A 16,679-nucleotide genomic window follows, 5' to 3' on the forward strand; every position below is an offset into this window, starting at 1 on the left:
ACTAATATTGCAGCGAGGCGGTCAGCAGCAGGACGCCGAAAAGCACGATGAACAGTGCGCCGCCAATCTCGATGATGTTTTGAACGCGGCCTGAAAGCGCGGACGCGCCGGAAACGCGCAGTGCGACATTCTTTGCGGTCACAGCCAGCGTTGCCAGTATGGCGACGGTAATGAACGTGCCGAGCGCCATGGCGAAGACCGAGAGAACGCCGCCGAGGACGAGGCCATTCAGTAGCGAGAAGGTCAGGACGATCAGTGCGCCGGAGCAGGGGCGAAGGCCAACGGCGATGATTGCCGACCATGCGGTTTTCCAGTTGAAATCACCGGCGATCATCGCAGGATCCGGCGCATGCGAATGGCCGCAGGTTTCGCAGACCTCACCCGCCGCGTGATTGTGATGATGGCCGTGATCATGGCTGTGGGCGCCGTGCGAATGACCGTGATCGTGATGGTCGTGGTCGTGGTCATGATGGTGATCGTGACCCGCCACAATCTTTTCGGGCATCAGGTGCGCGACACGCGGGCGGAAAAGCACCGGCACCTTGCGCCATAGCAGCGACAGGCCAAAGGCGATGATCAGAATGAAGCTCGCCATTTCCATATAATGCGTGGCATCGTCCATCGATACAGTCGTGCCGCGTAGCACGAGGAATGTGAGGCCGATGACGAAGATCGCGGTGAAAGCCTGCAGCATCGACGAGGCGAAAGAGAGGACGATGCCGCGCTTCAGCGTCGTTTCATTGGCCAGCATGTAGGACGAAATCACCGCCTTGCCGTGGCCGGGGCCGACAGCATGCAGAATACCGTAAAGGAATGACAGGCCAACGAGGATCGACGCCTGCCATGGGTCTTCGCGCATGCCTTTGAGTGCATGCGTCATGGCAAGATAGAAACTGCGCTGCTGCATGTTGATCCAGAGGATGATTTCCGCGAACGGGCCCGTCGGTTGCATGGCAACCTCGTTCATACCGATGCCAAGCGAAGTTTTCTGCGCCAGCGCATGGCCACTGAAAAACAATGCGAGGGCGAGTGCGCCGAACAGGGTTCTTTTCCGCATGTTGTCTTCGTCCTAACTCTTCGCCGGGCATTCGATTTCAAGCCGCGTCGCGAATATCTTCGACATGTTGGTGCCGGTGGGATCATTGAAAAAACTATCGGTCAGTGTTGCCTGGTTTTGGGCTATCGCCTGATCTGGATCGGGGCGCACAACCTTCTGGGTGCAGCCTTCCGGGACGCCGGTAACGTGGATGTCGCTATCATTCACATAATCGATGGCGGTGTAGAATGTCGGGTCATAGACGCCGAAACTTGTCTTCTTGCCGAGCTTCAGCGGCTGTTTCGGCGTGCTTTCGAAGATGATCAGCAATTGGTTGTTCTGGAAATCGGCGATCAGACGATCGGGCGCTGCCATGACGATCGTCTTGCCATTGAGCTGCACGGTCTGGAAATAATCGAACTCGGAAACGGATTCGTTGATGGTGCTGGCCAGATCGGCGAGTTCCTTGTCATCCAGTTTCAGATCGCCGTTCTTGTCGAATTCGACGAGGACAGTGCTGGAGAACAAATCGTCGAACCGCCAGACATGACCGAGCTTCTCGACGGTGCCGTCCGGCTTGATGGTGATATCCAGACGAGCTTCGGCAAAGACATGCGGGTGCACGTAGGCCGGCGTAGCGAAGGTCAATCCCGCCGCCAGTGCGCCGATGAAAACCCCGAATCGTTGGTGCATGGATTTGCCCTTAATGGTTAGTGCAGAGGACTATGCGAAATTGGCAAAATTGGGACGATATAATATTACAGTATGATTGCGCTTAGACGCGGCGGTTGTCCTTGAACCATTTTGTAAGGTAATCGACCAGAACCCTTACCTTTGCCGGCAGGTAACGACGGTGGGGATAGACCGCATAAATTCCGGCGTCATGCATGACAAATTCTTCAAGAACCGCGACAAGTCTGCCGCTTTCAATATCCGGTTGGGCGATGAAATCGGGCAGCAGGGTAAAGCCCAATCCGGCGAGCGCCGCGCGCCGGGTTGCGAGTGGGCTGTTGATTTCCAATGGACCGGATAGCTGAACGGAAATCGGCGGCCCATTCTCTTTCTGGAAATGCCAGGTATTGCGGGAGCGATTGTTGGTATCCACGATACACGGCAGGGAGGACAACTGCTCTGGCCGTTCAGGTTTTCCAACGCGTTCGATCAATTCGCGCGTGCCGCAGGCGATGACCCGGAAGGGGGCGAGGCGCTTGGCAATGAGGGACGAGTCCTGCATGCGGGTGATGCGTATGGCGAGATCGAAACCTTCCTCGACAAGATCGACAAAGCGGTCGTCCAGCCGCACATCGAGAATGATATCGGGCTGCTCGGCGCAGAAATCGATGAGGCATTGGCCGATGTCCGCATCGGCAAAGGATCGCGAGGCCGAGATCTTGATGCGGCCTTTGATATCGCTGCTCGATTCGCGCACCGTTTCCTGCAGGCTCTCGACCTCGCGCAGGATTTCACTGGCGCGCTGATAGTAGGTGTGGCCCGCCTCGGTCAGAGAAAACTGCCTCGTGGTGCGGTTGAGGAGCAACGCACCGAGTTCATCTTCCAGTTCGCGTACATATTTGGACAGGAGAGCCTTGGACCGCCCGATCTTCCGCGCTGCCGCGGAAAATCCTTCCGCTTCCACGACGTCGATAAAAGCGCGCATACGGGTGAGCGTGTCCATCAGGTTCTTTCTGTCGACCCGAGAATGGTCTTGCCAAGCCGGATCAGTGCGCGGTCACTGCCTTTCGGCCCAATCAACGAAATGCCGAAGGGTGCGCCATGTACTTCGCCCAGCGGCAGGGTGATCTGGGGAAAACCGGAAAGGCCGGAAAGACAGAACAGCCGCACGCAGCGCTCACGATAGGCCTGGCTATCTTCGAACGACGTGCTGACGAGCGGCGCTGCACCCGGGACCGTCGGCAGGACCATGATGCCGTCGTCCTTCAAGAGGTCGGCCAACTCACTGCGGAACAGATCGCGGCGCGTCATTTGCCGCTGGTAGGTTTCAAGATCGATGGTCGAGCCATAGTCGAAACGTTCCTTGACCGCAGGACCGAGATTGCGCTCTTTCGCCGAAATCCATGCGCCATGTTCGCTCCATGCTTCAAACGCCTGGACCTGGCGCAAACATAAATAGAGATCGTCCATGGATGCTGTCGGCTGACGCGCCGAGCGGGCATGGCCGAGATGGCCGCTGACGATCGCATACATGTTCCGGTAGGCCGTATCTTCCGCTTCGCCAAGCAGGAGGTGTTCTAGCAGGGGAAAGAAGATCAGACGATTGAGTTTGAATTCAGAAGTGTCCGGGCCAAGCAGAACGGCGCCGACTTTTTCATAGAGCGCAATGTCCTTGGCGAACCAGCCGAACGTATCCAGCGAATGGGCGAGCGGCATGGTTCCTTCGAGGGAGATGCGTCCGTGGGTCGTGCGAAACCCTACCAGGCCGCAGAAGCTCGCCGGAGCACGGATCGATCCGCCCGTGTCGGAACCCACCGCAATGGTGGCAAGACCGCCCGCTACCGCCGAGACGGAACCCGAAGACGAGCCACCTGTCACGCGGTCAGGAGCCTTCGGGTTCACGGGGAAGGGGAAATGGCTGTTCTGGCCCATCATCGAGAAGGCAAGCTCGTCGGTCTGGGTCTTGCCGATGAAGCGGGCACCAGCATCGAACAGGCTTTGAACTGCAGGGGCGGTCCGGCTTGCAGGCAGTGATTCGTCATATTTCTGCGGATTTCCACAACCGGTGCGCATGCCGGTAACGTCAAATATGTCTTTGACGCCGAGTGTTTCGCCGTTCAGCGGGCCATCGCCCGACGAAAGGTTAACCAAGGGTAAATCAAGTAGGGCATTTAGCGGGGGAATTGTGCTCATCGTTCAATGATTCTAGGGCATTTATCCCCCGTTGTTCAATGAATAAAAAATTTTGCCCTGCCGCATTATTTTCATTGATTGGACACATCTTTCCTCTTATATGCCCCTTGCCCAAAGTCGCACGTGCCCATGGGTGTCCGCCGATCTTCATTATGGTGAGGAAACGGTATGGTACCTGGAACTAACCCCTCCAGTCAGTTTGTCGGCCTACTGCCAAGCTGAGGACATCTGAAGCAACGACGGTGCGGGCCTTTCTGGTGTCTTTCGGCTGTCCATAAGCCGGAATTACTGAAGAGGCACACCTTCATTGCCGGTAGTGCGGATGGGTTCATCCAAGCCAAGGCAGACAAAGCGGACTGACGCTGACTTAGCGTTGATCCATCGCCGCATGACCATTCGCGTGTTCCAGCATCTCCAAAGGCTGGCTTCACGAGGGACGGATTCATGCACTTTGTCCTTGCGATTTTTCAGGGTGCGTCCCGTGAAATCGCGATTGCTTGAGCGGCCATACCAGCCGCTATGGAATTGGAGTTTAACATGGCTACGCAGCGCATTCTCGACTTCATCAACACCCGACGTCCGAACGGCCCTTGCATGGTGCTCGATCTGGAAGTGGTGCGCGAGAACTATCATAATTTCGAGATGGCTTTGCCGGAATCGAAGATTTTCTATGCGGTGAAGGCCAATCCTGCGCCGGAAATCCTGCGCCTGCTCGCATCGCTCGGCTCCAATTTCGACACGGCCTCCGTCGCCGAAGCCGAAATGGCGCTTGACGCCGGCGCGACGGCTGACCGCATCTCTTTCGGCAATACGATCAAGAAGGAGCGTGATATTGCGCGCGCTTTCGAGCTCGGTATTCGCCTGTTCGCTGTGGATTGCATCGAGGAAGTCGAGAAAGTAGCCCGCGCTGCTCCTGGTTCCCGTGTATTCTGCCGTGTGCTGACCGATGGTGCCGGTGCCGAATGGCCGCTGTCGCGCAAGTTCGGCTGCGTGCCTGCGATGGCCGTGGATGTTCTTCTTGCTGCGCAGAAGCTTGGCCTCGACAGCTACGGCGTGTCGTTCCACGTTGGGTCGCAGCAGACGGACCTCGCTGCCTGGGACCGCGCGCTCGGCGATGCGAAGTACGTCTTCGACAAGCTCGCCATGGAAGGCATCACGTTGAAGATGGTCAATATGGGCGGCGGTTTCCCGACCCGTTACCTCAAGGACGTGCCAACCGCCCAGGCCTATGGTCAGGCGATCTTCCAGGCATTGAGCAAGCATTTCGGCAATCGTCTGCCCGAGACCATCATCGAGCCGGGCCGCGGCATGGTCGGTAATGCCGGCGTTATCAAGGCTGAAGTCGTGCTCGTTTCGAAGAAGGCCGCCAATGACAATGTTCGCTGGGTCTATCTCGACATCGGCAAGTTCGGCGGTCTTGCCGAGACGATGGACGAGGCGATCCGCTACCAGATCACCACGCCGCGCGATGGCGACCTCGCCGAGCCTTGCGTTCTTGCAGGCCCGACCTGCGACAGCGCCGACGTGATGTACGAAAAGAACCCCTATCCGCTGCCGATCTCGCTGACCATTGGCGACGAGGTGCTGATCGAGGGAACAGGTGCTTATACCACTACGTATTCTGCCGTCGCTTTCAACGGGTTTGAACCGCTCCGATCATACGTCATCTAACCGGGCTTTCCCCGGTTGTGGACTGCTGTCCGGCTCGCCGGACAGCGATGACGCACCCTTATGATTGATTGGTCAAGACAATGAGCGCAGTAGAATTCATAGAACAAAATCTGCATCCGGACGGATCGCAGGCCTTTATCATACGCAATGAGACAGCGCTGGACGAACGTGCCCGCGAAGCTTTGCTAGACCGCGCCATGGGCGAGGGACGCCGCCGCAAATCGTCGGAAAAACTGCGCCGCGGCCGGCTGCCCTCCGAGGGACTGGCATTCGTCGCACGCGGGATCAATGGAGCGCTGCTCGGCACGGTGCGGCTGTGGGACATCCAGGCTGGACATGACGCGGCAGGCAAGCCCGTGCGGGCGCTGCTGCTTGGACCGCTGGCGGTCGAACCCTCGCTGAAGGGCAAGGGCATCGGTGTGGCATTGATGCGGCACGCAACGGCGGAGGCTGCCCGGCTCGGCCATGGCGCTGTCATTCTGGTGGGCGATCCGGAATATTACGAACGCTTCGGCTTCAGCGGTGCGAAGACAGCAGACCTTGCCATGCCGGGCCCGGTCGAACGCCGGCGCTTTCTGGCGCTGGAACTGAAGGCCGGCCATCTTGAGGGGTGTCATGGGTTGCTGACCCCAAGGGGTCGCCGAGCATCGCATGCGATGAGAGTCTTGCCGGTGTCGCTGCGGTTCTCGCGATAGGACAAAACCCGACGCCGACTATCTCTCCCCTTGTGGGAGAGAAAGCGATTTCAGCATCTTAGCTCTTGCTAAGTGCTAGAAATCGCAAGTGAGGGGATTTGCATCACTCGACTACCCCCTCTCTTGGATTTTCTAAGAATTTAGCAAGGGCCAAATTCAAGAAAATCCTTTCTCCCCCACAAGGGGGGAGATAACCACACAGTTTACGCCGTAGCGCGAATGAAACGTTCTATGGCGGTGACTTCGCTTTGCTGGATTTCGTGGCCGCCGGAATGCCAGACGAGATCAGTCTCAACCCCTTGCTCAATCAGATAATCTGCGAAGGTCTGCGTCAGAACCGGCGGACAGATGGTGTCCAACCTTCCTGCTGTGATCAGAGCGCGCTTGCCGGCAAGGCCGATTTGCGGCTCAGGCGTCCACGGAACAAGCGGGTGCATCAGAACGGTCTCATCGAAAAGCGCGGGATGGGACAGCATCACGGAAGCAATCATATTCGCTCCGTTGGAATAACCAAGTGCCACCGTTTTCGATGGCTTCGCCTTGTCTTTGTGCGCGCGAATAAACGTCGCCATGGCGCTCGTACGCGCGGCAAGGTCGTCCATGTCATAGACGCCTTCGCGCGTTCGGCGGAAGAAGCGTGCGGCGCCATGCTCAGAGACATCACCGCGGGGTGAAACAATTCCAGCTTCCGGCAGCAATTGCCTGCCAAAATCGAAGAACTGATTTTCGTCACCGCCGGTGCCATGGAACACGAAAAGCAACGGACTTCCCGGCCGTTCAGCGGAATATACACGATGTTGGTAAGTGTTGGTCGACATGTCTAACCTTTCAGTGCGGCGTCTTCGTCCGCTTGGCTATTTGGTTGGGTTTGCATGCCCCACAGATGTGGAGGGAGCCAGGGTGGTTAAACCGGCTCCCGCTTGATGCACTGTCGCTGTCTCATAGACAATCCGATCGACGATTAATTTGCTTCCGACCAGGGACCATGAAAATCGCCTTCCTCGCCGATCCGTTTGAAGCCATGCGCACCGAAGAAATCGCGCTGAGCCTGGATGAGGTTAGCTGTGCCGCGCGCCTGCCGGAAGCTATCAAAATAGCTTAGCGCGGCCGCCAGCGCCGGCGTCGGCAGGCCTGCGAGAGCGGCTTCAGCGACGATCTTGCGCAACGATTGCGATCCGGTTTTCATCCGCTCGACGAAGGCCGGCGCGAGCAGCAGATTTTTACCTTCGCTGCCTTCAAAGGCGGCAGCGATCTGGTCGAGGAATTGCGAGCGGATGATGCAGCCGGCGCGCCAGATACGGGCGGTGGTCGCCAGCGGTACATTCCAGCCATGTTCCTTCGATGCGCCTGCCATGACATCGAAGCCTTGGGCGTAGGCTGCGATCTTGCCAGCCAGAAGCCCTTCTTCCAGCGCGTCGACGAATGCTTGACCGCCATCCGCGAGCTTGGCGGTGCCGAGATCGCCATAGGCTTTTGACGCTTCGCTCCGTTCCTTGACCAGCGACGAGATCGATCGCGCGGCCACGGCTGCTTCAATGCCGGTTGCCGGGATGCCGAGCATCTGCGCCTCGATGGCAGCCCAGCGCCCGGTTCCCTTTTGGCCCGCGCTATCGAGAATGACGTCGACTGCGGGTTTTCCAGTCTTCTTGTCGGTTGCAGCCAAGACCTTGGCAGTGATCTCGATGAGGTAGGAATTCAGCGGGCCGGCATTCCATTTTTCGAAAATCTTGCCGATGGCATTAGGAGCAAGGCCGAGGCCGTCGCGCAGCACGCCATAGACCTCTGCAATCATCTGCATGTCGGCATATTCGATGCCGTTGTGGATGGTCTTGACGAAATGGCCGGCACCATCAGGACCGAGCAGGGCGGAGCAGGATTCACCCTGGTACTTCGCGGAAATTGCCGTCAGCACCGGCTCGATGCGGGCGTAGGATTCAGGTGTGCCGCCGACCATGATCGACGGGCCATGCCGCGCGCCTTCTTCGCCGCCGGAAACGCCCATTCCGACAAAAGTCGGATCGTTGGGCCCGAGTTCGGCAAGACGGCGTACCGTATCGTGGAAATTGGCATTGCCGGCATCGATGATGATGTCTTCCTTTGCAAGGAACGGCTTCAGCGCGGCAATCTGCTCGTCAACCGCTTCTCCGGCCTTGACCATTAGGATGATCGGGCGCGGTGCGCGGATATTCTTCGCGAGATCTTCCAATGTTTCGCAAGGAATAATCTGGCCTTTCAGGCTACCAGCCTCTTCGTAGAACTCGCGAGTCTTTGCCACTGTCCTGTTGAAAACCGCGACTCGATAACCGTTTTCAGCGATATTGAGCGCCAGATTGGCGCCCATGACGCCGAGGCCGATCAATCCGATGTCAGCTTGCTGCATGATTTTGGTCCTTGCTTATTTCGATGCTCAGGGTTCGAGGGACGGCTTCGGTCCGGATGAGCATTTGTATATCAACGAGCACCGGCGGCAATGGCTAGAGCAAATTTTGTCTATTCAGAGCCATTCTGCCGGAGGGAATTTGGTTTAAGGCCGAGGGGTTTGGCGAGGCCGATGTTTATCCATCGGACGAAGCCGAAGCCCGAAGGATTTGGGCCAAATTCACCCGGCCCTTTGGGTTTCCGGCTAGCGGACGCCCACTTTGTCAGGCGGCTTCGTCCGATGGGTAAACATCGGCCTCGCCACCTTCCGCGTGGATTGTCTCGCCATCCGGGAAACAGAACTGGCTTTGAATAAACAAAACTTGCTCTAGTTGTGTTCACATTCTAATTATCACGGAGCTTTTCCATATCACGGATGCGATCGGCGCTGCTCTTTTCCAGCTTGCGGGTCACTTCTGCGATCAAGGTCTCTGCTACCAGGAAAAGCGTCGCAGACGAATCCCAGGGCGAAGGCACGGCGGTGCGACCGGCGATGACATGACGGGCAAACCGAGCGATGGGCGAAAGCCATTGATCGGTTATCAGGACAATCTCTACCCCGCGTGTCTGTGCCTTTTCGGCGAAGCGGATCAGGCTCTGCTGGTAGCGGCGGATATCGAAGATGACGAGGACATCCTTCTTTCCCATGTCGATGAGGTGGTCGCGCCAGTGGCTCTCCTGGCCAGTGAGGTGAGTCACGCCCGGTCGAGTGATTTTGAGATGCGCGGCCATGTATCTGGCAATCGGATCGGTAAAGCGGCCACCCAGAAGGTAGATGCGGGCGCGGTTGCGGCTGATGGCGTCGGTGACATCATCCAATTGTTGTGCCGAGAGATGCTGGAAGGTCTCGCGAATATTCTCGATTGCGGCTTCCATGAGAGGGAAAACCGGGCCGTCTTTCGCGGTCTGGATCGTGCTCGCGCGGTTCCATGGCGATTGCACCTGGGCGGCCAGTTCCTCCTGCAGCGCTCCCTGGAAATCCGGGTAGCTCTGGAAGCCAAGACGGGAAACAAAACGCAGAATCGTTGGCGAACTGACGCCGGCCTGAGTCGAAAACTCGGCCACAGTGCGCAAGCCTATCAATGGATAATTGGCGATCAGTGTCTGCGCAGCTTTGCGCTCCGAAGCTGGCATCGCGTCGATTTTCTCGGCTATCAGCTCGGAAATGCTGGTCGTCATCGATGTTTCCCCACGAAATCCGGTTTTCGGATTTGACAATCTTGCCTGTTCTGTATCAAATCATACGAGAGTGGAAATAAAAACAGAAAATGTAACGTAAGATACAGTTGCCGAAGAGGGCAAGATGGGCCAACGCCTCTCTCAAAGGACGCCGCAGGCAGTGGCGCATGACTGGAATCCAGTCCGGGTATCGAACCCCGACGGGCGCTCGCAGTTTGTCATCCTTTGCGACCATGCCTCCAACTATATCCCTGATGGCTTCGGCACGCTTGGCCTCGATCCGGACGACTTGCGGAAGCATATCGCCTGGGATCCCGGCGCACTGGGCGTCAGCCAGACAATGAGCCGCGATCTCGACGCGCCGCTGGTTGAATCCTGCGTGTCGCGCCTCATCATCGATTGCAACCGCCCACTCAACGCGCCGGACCTGGTGCCCTCGTTAAGTGAAGTGACGACGATTCCCGGCAATGTGGATCTGGATGAAGCAGCTAAATCGCAGCGGATAGCGCTTTCGCACAAGCCATATCACGCGGCCATCGAGAAACTGGCGCACGAGCGGGCGACCAAAGGCCTGCCTGATCCGATCTACGTGGCGGTGCACTCCTACACGCCGGTCTATCGCGGAGTTGAGCGCCCCTGGCACATCGGCATCATCCATGATGACGATGACAGGGTTGCCGCGCCATTGATTGCCGGGCTGCAGGCGTTGAGTGAGTTCAATGTCGGCATCAACGAACCTTATTCACCGGCAGACCGTGTCTACTACACGCTGGAGCGACACGCTTCTGCCTTTGGATTGCCGGCTGTGATGATCGAGATTCGAAACGATCTGATCACCACACCATCAGAAGAACAGGCGTGGGGCGTCATGCTTTCCAGGCTGCTGAGGGAGAACGTGGAACCCATCGCGTTCGAAAGCAATGGGTTCGCCAAGAAGGGGACTGCATAAACAAAACTACGGAGTAACGCTCTCGCGAGTATCTGACGTTGCAACTTACCAGAATAATAGGGGAACGTGATGACACAGCAAGACTATACTGAGACAGACAAATCGGAGGACATAAAGGTCCTCCACAGCATGGGTTATGCCCAGGAACTGGAGCGGCGGCTCAGCCGCTTTTCGAACTTCGCCGTTTCTTTCTCGATCATCTGCATCCTTTCCGGCGGCATCAACTCGCTGGCGCAGGCGACCTCCGGCGCCGGCGGTGCCGGCATCGGCATCGGCTGGCTGGTAGGGTGTTTCGTCTCGCTGACCTTCGCGGTCGCCATGTCGCAGATCAGTTCGGCCTATCCGACTGCTGGCGGCCTTTATCACTGGGGATCGATCCTCGGTAATCGCGGCACCGGCTGGGTCACGGCCTGGCTCAATCTGCTCGGCCTCATTACCGTGCTTGGTGCCATCAATGTCGGCACGTGGACGTTTTTTGTCGGCGCGTTTGGTGCAACGCTCGGCATTGAGAACACGATCACGACCCAGACGATCTTTTTGATCATCATCACCGGCGCTCAGGCACTGATCAACCATCTCGGGATAAAGCTGACCGCCAAGCTCACGGACTTTTCCGGTTACCTGATCTTCTTCGGGTCGATCCTGATTGCAGTTGTCTGCCTGTTCGCGGCAGAGACCTGGGATTTCGGCCGGCTCTTCACCTTCCAGAACTATTCCGGCGAGGCGGGTGGCAATGTCTGGCCGGCCGTTTCGAACTGGTGGGTGTTCGCACTTGGCCTGTTGCTGCCGATCTATACGATCACCGGCTATGACGCTTCAGCCCATACGTCGGAAGAAACCATCAAGGCGGCTCATTCTGTGCCGCGCGCCATGGTCATGTCGGTCGTGTGGTCCGCAATCTTCGGTTACCTGTTCCTTGCATCATTCGTTCTGATGATCCCGAACATGGACGAAGCCGCCAAGCAGGGCTGGAACGTGTTCTTCTGGGCATTCGATCAGCGGGTCGGGACTGGCCTCAAGGAATTCGTCTATCTCGTCGTTTTCCTTGCGCAGCTGCTCTGCGGTCTCGCAACGGTGACATCAGCCTCGCGCATGATCTTCGCCTTCTCGCGCGACGGCGGATTGCCCGGTTCCTCGGCCCTCGCCAAGGTCAGCCCTACATACCGTACGCCGGTGGCCGCGATCTGGACATCGGCAGTGCTTTCGGTGCTGTTTGTCTGGGGTTCGTCGCTGGTGTCAGTGGCAGGCACCTCGGCCTATACGATCGTCGTTTCCTGCACGGTCATCTTCCTGTTCCTCTCGTTCACAGTGCCGATCGTCCTTGGCCTGCTTGCTTGGGGAACGCCGAAATGGGACAAGATGGGGCCATGGAACATGGGACGCGGCATCTTCACGCTGTTCGCGATCCTTTCGATCCTTTCGATGATCCTGATCTTCATCATCGGCATCCAGCCTCCTAACGACTGGGCGCTCTACATCACCGTCGGCTTCTTCATCCTGACTGCGATCATCTGGTTCGGTTTCGAAAAGCGCCGCTTCCAGGGGCCGCCGCTCGGCGACATCATCGCCAAGCGCCAAGCTGTGATCAAGGCTGCCGAGCAGGCTGTCGGCGAACGAACCTGATTTCAAGCAAAGGGGCGACCGGTTTGGCGCCGGTCGCCCCTTTTATTTTGACCCGCAGTGATATTTCAAAGGAAAAAATATGCCCGGACACTGGAGTTTCGACGACCTAAAGCGCCGTGTGAACAATGGCGAGATTGATACGGTTCTTGCCTGTTTCGTCGACATGCAGGGCCGGCTGATCGGCAAGCGGTTCCACGCTACCTATTTCGTCGAGTCCGCCCACGACGAAACTCATGGCTGCAACTACCTGCTCGCCAACGACATCGATATGGAGCCTGTGCCGGGCTACAAGGCTGCGAGCTGGAAACAGGGCTATGGCGATTTCGTCATCAAGCCGGATCTTTCCACGATCCGCCATATTCCATGGCTGGAGAAATGCGCGCTGGTGCTGTGCGATATTCTCGACCACCATCACCATGAGGACCTTGCGCATTCGCCACGCAGCATCCTAAAGCGTCAGCTGGCCCGGCTGAAGGAACGCGGTTATCTCGCTTATTTTGCCTCGGAGCTTGAATTCTATCTCTTCGACGAGACCTATGAGACCGCCCGTGGCAAGCACTGGAAGGGCATGAATACGGCGTCGCCTTATATCCAGGATTATGTGATCCAGATGACCACCAAGGAAGACGCGGTGATGCGTGCCATCCGCAACGGGCTGTTCGATGCCGGTATTCCCGTCGAGAATTCCAAGGGCGAATGGGGCCCCGGGCAAGAAGAGATCAATGTGCGCTATGCGGAGGCGCTGGAAATGGCGGACCGCCATGTCGTCATGAAGAACGGCTGCAAGGAGATCGCCACCCAGATGGGCAAGGCGATCACCTTCATGGCAAAGTACGATTATTCACTGGCAGGAAGCTCCAGCCATGTCCACAACTCCCTATGGAGCGCCGATGGCAAGACGCCGCTGTTCTATGACAAGAAGGCGGAACACACGATGTCGCCACTGATGCGGCAATGGGTGGCCGGGCAGCTGAAATATGCCGATGACTTCACCTATTTCCTCGCGCCCTACATCAACTCCTACAAGCGCTTCCAGGCGGGCACCTTCGCTCCGACCAAGAGTGTCTGGAGTCTGGACAATCGCACCGCCGGTTTCCGTCTCTGCGGCGAAGGCACGAAAGGCATCCGTATCGAATGCCGCATCGGCGGCGCCGATCTCAACCCCTATCTGGCCTTCGCCGGCCTGATCGCTTCAGGTCTTGCCGGTATCGACGAGAAGCTGGAATTGGGCAAGCCATTCCAGGGCGATGCCTATGGCGGGGCGCGCCTGAGGGAAATCCCGAAGACGCTGCGCGAGGCAACAGATACGCTCGGTCGCTCGAAAATGCTGAAAGAAGCGCTCGGTGAAGACGTAGTTGAGCACTACGTGCACACCGCCAAATGGGAGCAGTTCGAATATGACCGCCGCGTGACCGACTGGGAGTTGCATCGCGGCTTCGAACGGTATTGAAGACCCTTAAGATCAAGAACGCAGAGGTTTTGCCATGACCGAGACGGTCAAACTGATTACCCCGATCGACGGCTCCGTCTATGCCGAACGTCCTATAGCGACCGACAAGGCTATAGACGCGGCCGTAGAATCCGCAAAACAGGCGCAGGCGGACTGGGCCCAGACCAGTATCGCCGAACGGGGCCGTTTATGCCTGGCGGCGCTCGACGCATTGCTCGCCATGAATGACGAGATTGTGCCGGAGATCGCCTGGCAGATGGGCCGTCCGGTACGCTATGGCGGCGAAAAGGGCGGCGTGGAAGAACGCACGCGCTACATGGTCAAGATTGCTGAAACGGCGCTGGCTCCAGTCGTAGAAAACGACAGGCCGGGGTTCCGTCGCTACATCAAGCACGTGCCTCTTGGCGTCGTCATGGTCATCGCGCCGTGGAACTATCCCTATCTCACTGCGGTCAACACAATCATTCCTGCATTGATGGCGGGCAACAGCGTGATCCTCAAGCACGCGGCGCAGACGCTGCTCGTCGGCGAGCGCTTTGCCCAGGCTTTTGCCAAGGCGGGCCTCCCGAAGGGCGTCTTCCAGAACATCGTTCTCAATCACGCACAAACGGAAAAGCTGCTGGCTTCGGGGAAGATCGATCACGTGAATTTCACGGGTTCTGTCGGCGGCGGGCGCGCTATCGAAAAAGCCGCGGCCGGGACATTCATGACGCTGGGCCTTGAGCTGGGCGGCAAGGACCCGGCCTATGTACTGCCGGACGTCAATCTCGACCATGCCGTTGCCAATCTCGTCGACGGCGCCTTTTTCAATTCCGGCCAGTGCTGCTGCGGCATCGAGCGCATCTATGTGCACGAGAATGTCTATGACCGGTTTGTCGATGGGTTCATCGATCTCACCAAGCAATATGTCGTCGGCAACCCGCTCGATGCAACAACGACCATGGGGCCGATGGCGCAGACGCGCTTTGCCGATCTCGTCCGCGAGCAGAAGGCGGAAGCCTTGCGCAAGGGAGCAAAGGCGCATGTGAATATGAGCGTTGGCAATGACAAGGCGGGTTCGCCCTACCTTGCGCCGGAAGTGCTGACCGGTGTTGACCACCAGATGAGTGTCATGCGCGAGGAAAGCTTTGGTCCGATCGTTGGCATCATGAAGGTACGCAACGACGAAGAGGCCGTAGCGCTGATGAATGACAGCCAGTATGGACTGACGGCCTCGCTGTGGACGACCGACACGGATCACGCGGCGGATATCGGCGACCGGATCGAGACCGGCACGGTATTCATGAACCGCTGCGACTACATCGACCCGGCGCTGGTCTGGACCGGCGTCAAGGAGACGGGCAAGGGCGCGGCGATGTCGGCTATCGGTTATGGCAATCTGACGAGGCCGAAATCTTTTCATCTACGCGAGGCGATTTAACGATCAGCATGACTGCTGTGCGTGGTTCGACAAGCTCACCATGAGGGAAGTGGTGGATTGCAAGGAGTCAAGATCTGCAACGTTGGCGATTGCCGTTGCAACACGCTACCTCCCTCATGGTGAGCTTGTCGAACCACGCACAGTAGAAGTTTTCAACCTTTCTCGAGCTTCAAAAGAGACATGACATGACCCAGCTTTTTTCCAAATGGAACTATCCGACCACTGTGCGTTTTGGCGCGGGCCGCATCAAGGAATTGCCGGAAGTTCTGGAAGCGACGGGGATCAAGAACCCGCTTTTCGTCACCGATCCCGGCCTCGCCAAGCTGCCGGTAGTGGCGAGTACGTTGAAAATCCTGGACGATGCCAAAGTGCCTTACGGCGTGTTCTCTGAAGTAAAGCCCAATCCCGTCGAGTCTAACCTGACGGCTGGTATTGCGGTCTTCAAAAAGGGCAAGCATGACGGCGTCATCGCTTTCGGCGGTGGGTCGGCACTCGATCTTGGCAAGCTGATCGCGTTTCAGGCGGGCCAAACGCGCCCGGTATGGGATTTCGAGGATGTCGATGACTGGTGGACCCGCGCCAACAGTGCCGCCATCGCGCCGATCATCGCCGTGCCGACCACAGCCGGAACAGGCTCGGAAGTCGGCCGTGCCGGGGTCATCACCAATGAGGAAACCCACACGAAGAAGGTAATTTTTCATCCGAAACTCTTGCCGGCGATCGTCATCGCCGATCCGGAGCTTTCAGTCGGCATGCCAGGTTTCATAACGGCGGGTACGGGAATGGATGCGCTGGCGCATTGCCTGGAAGCCTACTGCGCGCCTGGCTATCATCCGATGGCCGACGGCATTGCCGTTGAAGGTATTCGGCTGGTGTTCGAGAACCTGCCTAAAGCCTATGCCAATGGCAAGGATCTGACGGCGCGGGCGCATATGATGAGCGCAGCTGCAATGGGTGCGACCGCGTTTCAAAAGGGTCTCGGTGCGATCCATTCCCTGTCGCATCCTATCGGCGCGATCTATGACACGCATCACGGCATGACCAATGCAGTGTTCATGCCCTATGTGCTGGCTTTCAACCGTGATGCGGTGGAGGAGCGTATCGCGAGACTTGCCAACTATATCGGCATCAAGGGCGGTTTCGACGGTTTCGCCAAAGCTGTGCTCAAGCTGCGCAAGGAGCTGAAGGTGCCGCATACGCTGCCAGGGCTGATCACCGACCTCGACATGACGAAGAAGCAGAAAGAACTGATTGCCGACATGGCTATCGTTGACCCGACGGCTGGCGGTAATCCGGTGAAGCTGACAAAGAAGGCGGCACTCAAGCTGCTGGACGAGGCAATCCAGGGGTAGTTCCTGTGCCCTGACCGAACG

General features: G+C 57.8%; 14 protein-coding genes. 7 read left to right on the plus strand and 7 right to left on the minus strand.

What is annotated here, in order from left to right; genetic code table 11:
- Position 1: 1 nt before the first annotated feature.
- The 4 genes from LB462_RS25530 to LB462_RS25545 form a co-directional block, all read right to left on the minus strand.
- Positions 2-1,057 carry a nickel/cobalt transporter gene (locus LB462_RS25530; protein ID WP_224513839.1) on the minus strand — a complete coding sequence of 352 codons (1,056 nt, stop codon included), beginning with the start codon at positions 1,055-1,057 and terminating at the stop codon, positions 2-4.
- A gap of 12 nt (positions 1,058-1,069) precedes the next feature.
- Positions 1,070-1,729, minus strand: a complete 660-nt coding sequence (locus LB462_RS25535; protein ID WP_224513841.1) for a DUF1007 family protein — start codon at positions 1,727-1,729, stop codon at positions 1,070-1,072.
- Positions 1,730-1,811: 82 nt separating this feature from the next.
- Positions 1,812-2,711: a LysR family transcriptional regulator gene (locus LB462_RS25540; RefSeq protein WP_224513843.1), complete on the minus strand. Its 900-nt coding sequence runs from the start codon at positions 2,709-2,711 to the stop codon at positions 1,812-1,814.
- The gene (locus LB462_RS25545) at positions 2,711-3,901 is read right to left on the minus strand and encodes an amidase (RefSeq protein ID WP_224513845.1); all 1,191 of its coding nucleotides are present in this window, start codon (positions 3,899-3,901) and stop codon (positions 2,711-2,713) included. Before LB462_RS25545 ends, LB462_RS25540 begins: the two co-directional genes overlap by 1 nt.
- 537 nt (positions 3,902-4,438) lie before the next feature.
- Between LB462_RS25545 and odc2 the strand changes: the two genes are divergently transcribed.
- Together odc2 and LB462_RS25555 are read left to right on the plus strand one after the other, a co-directional pair.
- The gene (gene odc2 / locus LB462_RS25550) at positions 4,439-5,572 is read left to right on the plus strand and encodes an ornithine/lysine decarboxylase (RefSeq protein WP_224513847.1); all 1,134 of its coding nucleotides are present in this window, start codon (positions 4,439-4,441) and stop codon (positions 5,570-5,572) included.
- Positions 5,573-5,652: 80 nt separating this feature from the next.
- Entirely contained in the window at positions 5,653-6,267 is a 615-nt protein-coding gene (locus LB462_RS25555) for a GNAT family N-acetyltransferase (RefSeq protein WP_224513849.1), read from the plus strand.
- A gap of 203 nt (positions 6,268-6,470) precedes the next feature.
- Here LB462_RS25555 and LB462_RS25560 read toward each other — a convergent pair whose 3' ends face one another.
- The 3 genes from LB462_RS25560 to LB462_RS25570 form a co-directional block, all read right to left on the minus strand.
- Entirely contained in the window at positions 6,471-7,085 is a 615-nt protein-coding gene (locus tag LB462_RS25560) for an alpha/beta hydrolase (RefSeq protein ID WP_224513851.1), read from the minus strand.
- Positions 7,086-7,228: 143 nt separating this feature from the next.
- A complete protein-coding gene (gnd, locus tag LB462_RS25565; RefSeq protein ID WP_224513852.1) occupies positions 7,229-8,647 on the minus strand; it encodes an NADP-dependent phosphogluconate dehydrogenase in 1,419 nt (472 codons plus the stop codon).
- Positions 8,648-9,030: 383 nt separating this feature from the next.
- Positions 9,031-9,864 carry a MurR/RpiR family transcriptional regulator gene (locus LB462_RS25570; RefSeq protein ID WP_224513854.1) on the minus strand — a complete coding sequence of 278 codons (834 nt, stop codon included), beginning with the start codon at positions 9,862-9,864 and terminating at the stop codon, positions 9,031-9,033.
- Positions 9,865-9,988: 124 nt separating this feature from the next.
- Here LB462_RS25570 and LB462_RS25575 point away from each other — a divergent pair, with 124 nt between their 5' ends.
- The 5 genes from LB462_RS25575 to LB462_RS25595 all read left to right on the plus strand — a co-directional run bounded on the left by LB462_RS25575 (position 9,989) and on the right by LB462_RS25595 (position 16,658).
- On the plus strand, positions 9,989-10,813 hold the full coding sequence (locus LB462_RS25575; RefSeq protein WP_224513856.1) for an N-formylglutamate amidohydrolase: 825 nt from the start codon (positions 9,989-9,991) through the stop codon (positions 10,811-10,813).
- Between the two features lie 69 nt (positions 10,814-10,882).
- Positions 10,883-12,436, plus strand: a complete 1,554-nt coding sequence (locus LB462_RS25580; RefSeq protein ID WP_224513857.1) for an amino acid permease — start codon at positions 10,883-10,885, stop codon at positions 12,434-12,436.
- A 79-nt stretch (positions 12,437-12,515) separates the two neighbouring features.
- Positions 12,516-13,886: a glutamine synthetase family protein gene (locus LB462_RS25585; RefSeq protein ID WP_224513860.1), complete on the plus strand. Its 1,371-nt coding sequence runs from the start codon at positions 12,516-12,518 to the stop codon at positions 13,884-13,886.
- Between the two features lie 34 nt (positions 13,887-13,920).
- Positions 13,921-15,306, plus strand: coding sequence for an aldehyde dehydrogenase family protein (locus LB462_RS25590; protein ID WP_224513870.1), 1,386 nt, complete (start codon positions 13,921-13,923; stop codon positions 15,304-15,306).
- Positions 15,307-15,491: 185 nt separating this feature from the next.
- Positions 15,492-16,658, plus strand: coding sequence for an iron-containing alcohol dehydrogenase (locus LB462_RS25595; protein ID WP_224513872.1), 1,167 nt, complete (start codon positions 15,492-15,494; stop codon positions 16,656-16,658).
- Positions 16,659-16,679 lie beyond the last annotated feature (21 nt).

This window comes from Phyllobacterium chamaecytisi, assembly GCF_020164455.1.
GTDB lineage: Bacteria > Pseudomonadota > Alphaproteobacteria > Rhizobiales > Rhizobiaceae > Phyllobacterium > Phyllobacterium chamaecytisi.

Bases quoted from the DNA above. Each gene is read 5' to 3' on its own strand.
- LB462_RS25530 (WP_224513839.1), bottom strand. From the start codon at position 1,057: ATGCGGAAAAGAACCCTGTTCGGCGCACTCGCCCTCGCATTGTTTTTC.
- LB462_RS25535 (WP_224513841.1), bottom strand. From the start codon at position 1,729: ATGCACCAACGATTCGGGGTTTTCATCGGCGCACTGGCGGCGGGATTG.
- LB462_RS25540 (WP_224513843.1), bottom strand. From the start codon at position 2,711: ATGGACACGCTCACCCGTATGCGCGCTTTTATCGACGTCGTGGAAGCG.
- LB462_RS25545 (WP_224513845.1), bottom strand. From the start codon at position 3,901: ATGAGCACAATTCCCCCGCTAAATGCCCTACTTGATTTACCCTTGGTT.
- odc2 (WP_224513847.1), top strand. From the start codon at position 4,439: ATGGCTACGCAGCGCATTCTCGACTTCATCAACACCCGACGTCCGAAC.
- LB462_RS25555 (WP_224513849.1), top strand. From the start codon at position 5,653: ATGAGCGCAGTAGAATTCATAGAACAAAATCTGCATCCGGACGGATCG.
- LB462_RS25560 (WP_224513851.1), bottom strand. From the start codon at position 7,085: ATGTCGACCAACACTTACCAACATCGTGTATATTCCGCTGAACGGCCG.
- gnd (WP_224513852.1), bottom strand. From the start codon at position 8,647: ATGCAGCAAGCTGACATCGGATTGATCGGCCTCGGCGTCATGGGCGCC.
- LB462_RS25570 (WP_224513854.1), bottom strand. From the start codon at position 9,864: ATGACGACCAGCATTTCCGAGCTGATAGCCGAGAAAATCGACGCGATG.
- LB462_RS25575 (WP_224513856.1), top strand. From the start codon at position 9,989: ATGGGCCAACGCCTCTCTCAAAGGACGCCGCAGGCAGTGGCGCATGAC.
- LB462_RS25580 (WP_224513857.1), top strand. From the start codon at position 10,883: ATGACACAGCAAGACTATACTGAGACAGACAAATCGGAGGACATAAAG.
- LB462_RS25585 (WP_224513860.1), top strand. From the start codon at position 12,516: ATGCCCGGACACTGGAGTTTCGACGACCTAAAGCGCCGTGTGAACAAT.
- LB462_RS25590 (WP_224513870.1), top strand. From the start codon at position 13,921: ATGACCGAGACGGTCAAACTGATTACCCCGATCGACGGCTCCGTCTAT.
- LB462_RS25595 (WP_224513872.1), top strand. From the start codon at position 15,492: ATGACCCAGCTTTTTTCCAAATGGAACTATCCGACCACTGTGCGTTTT.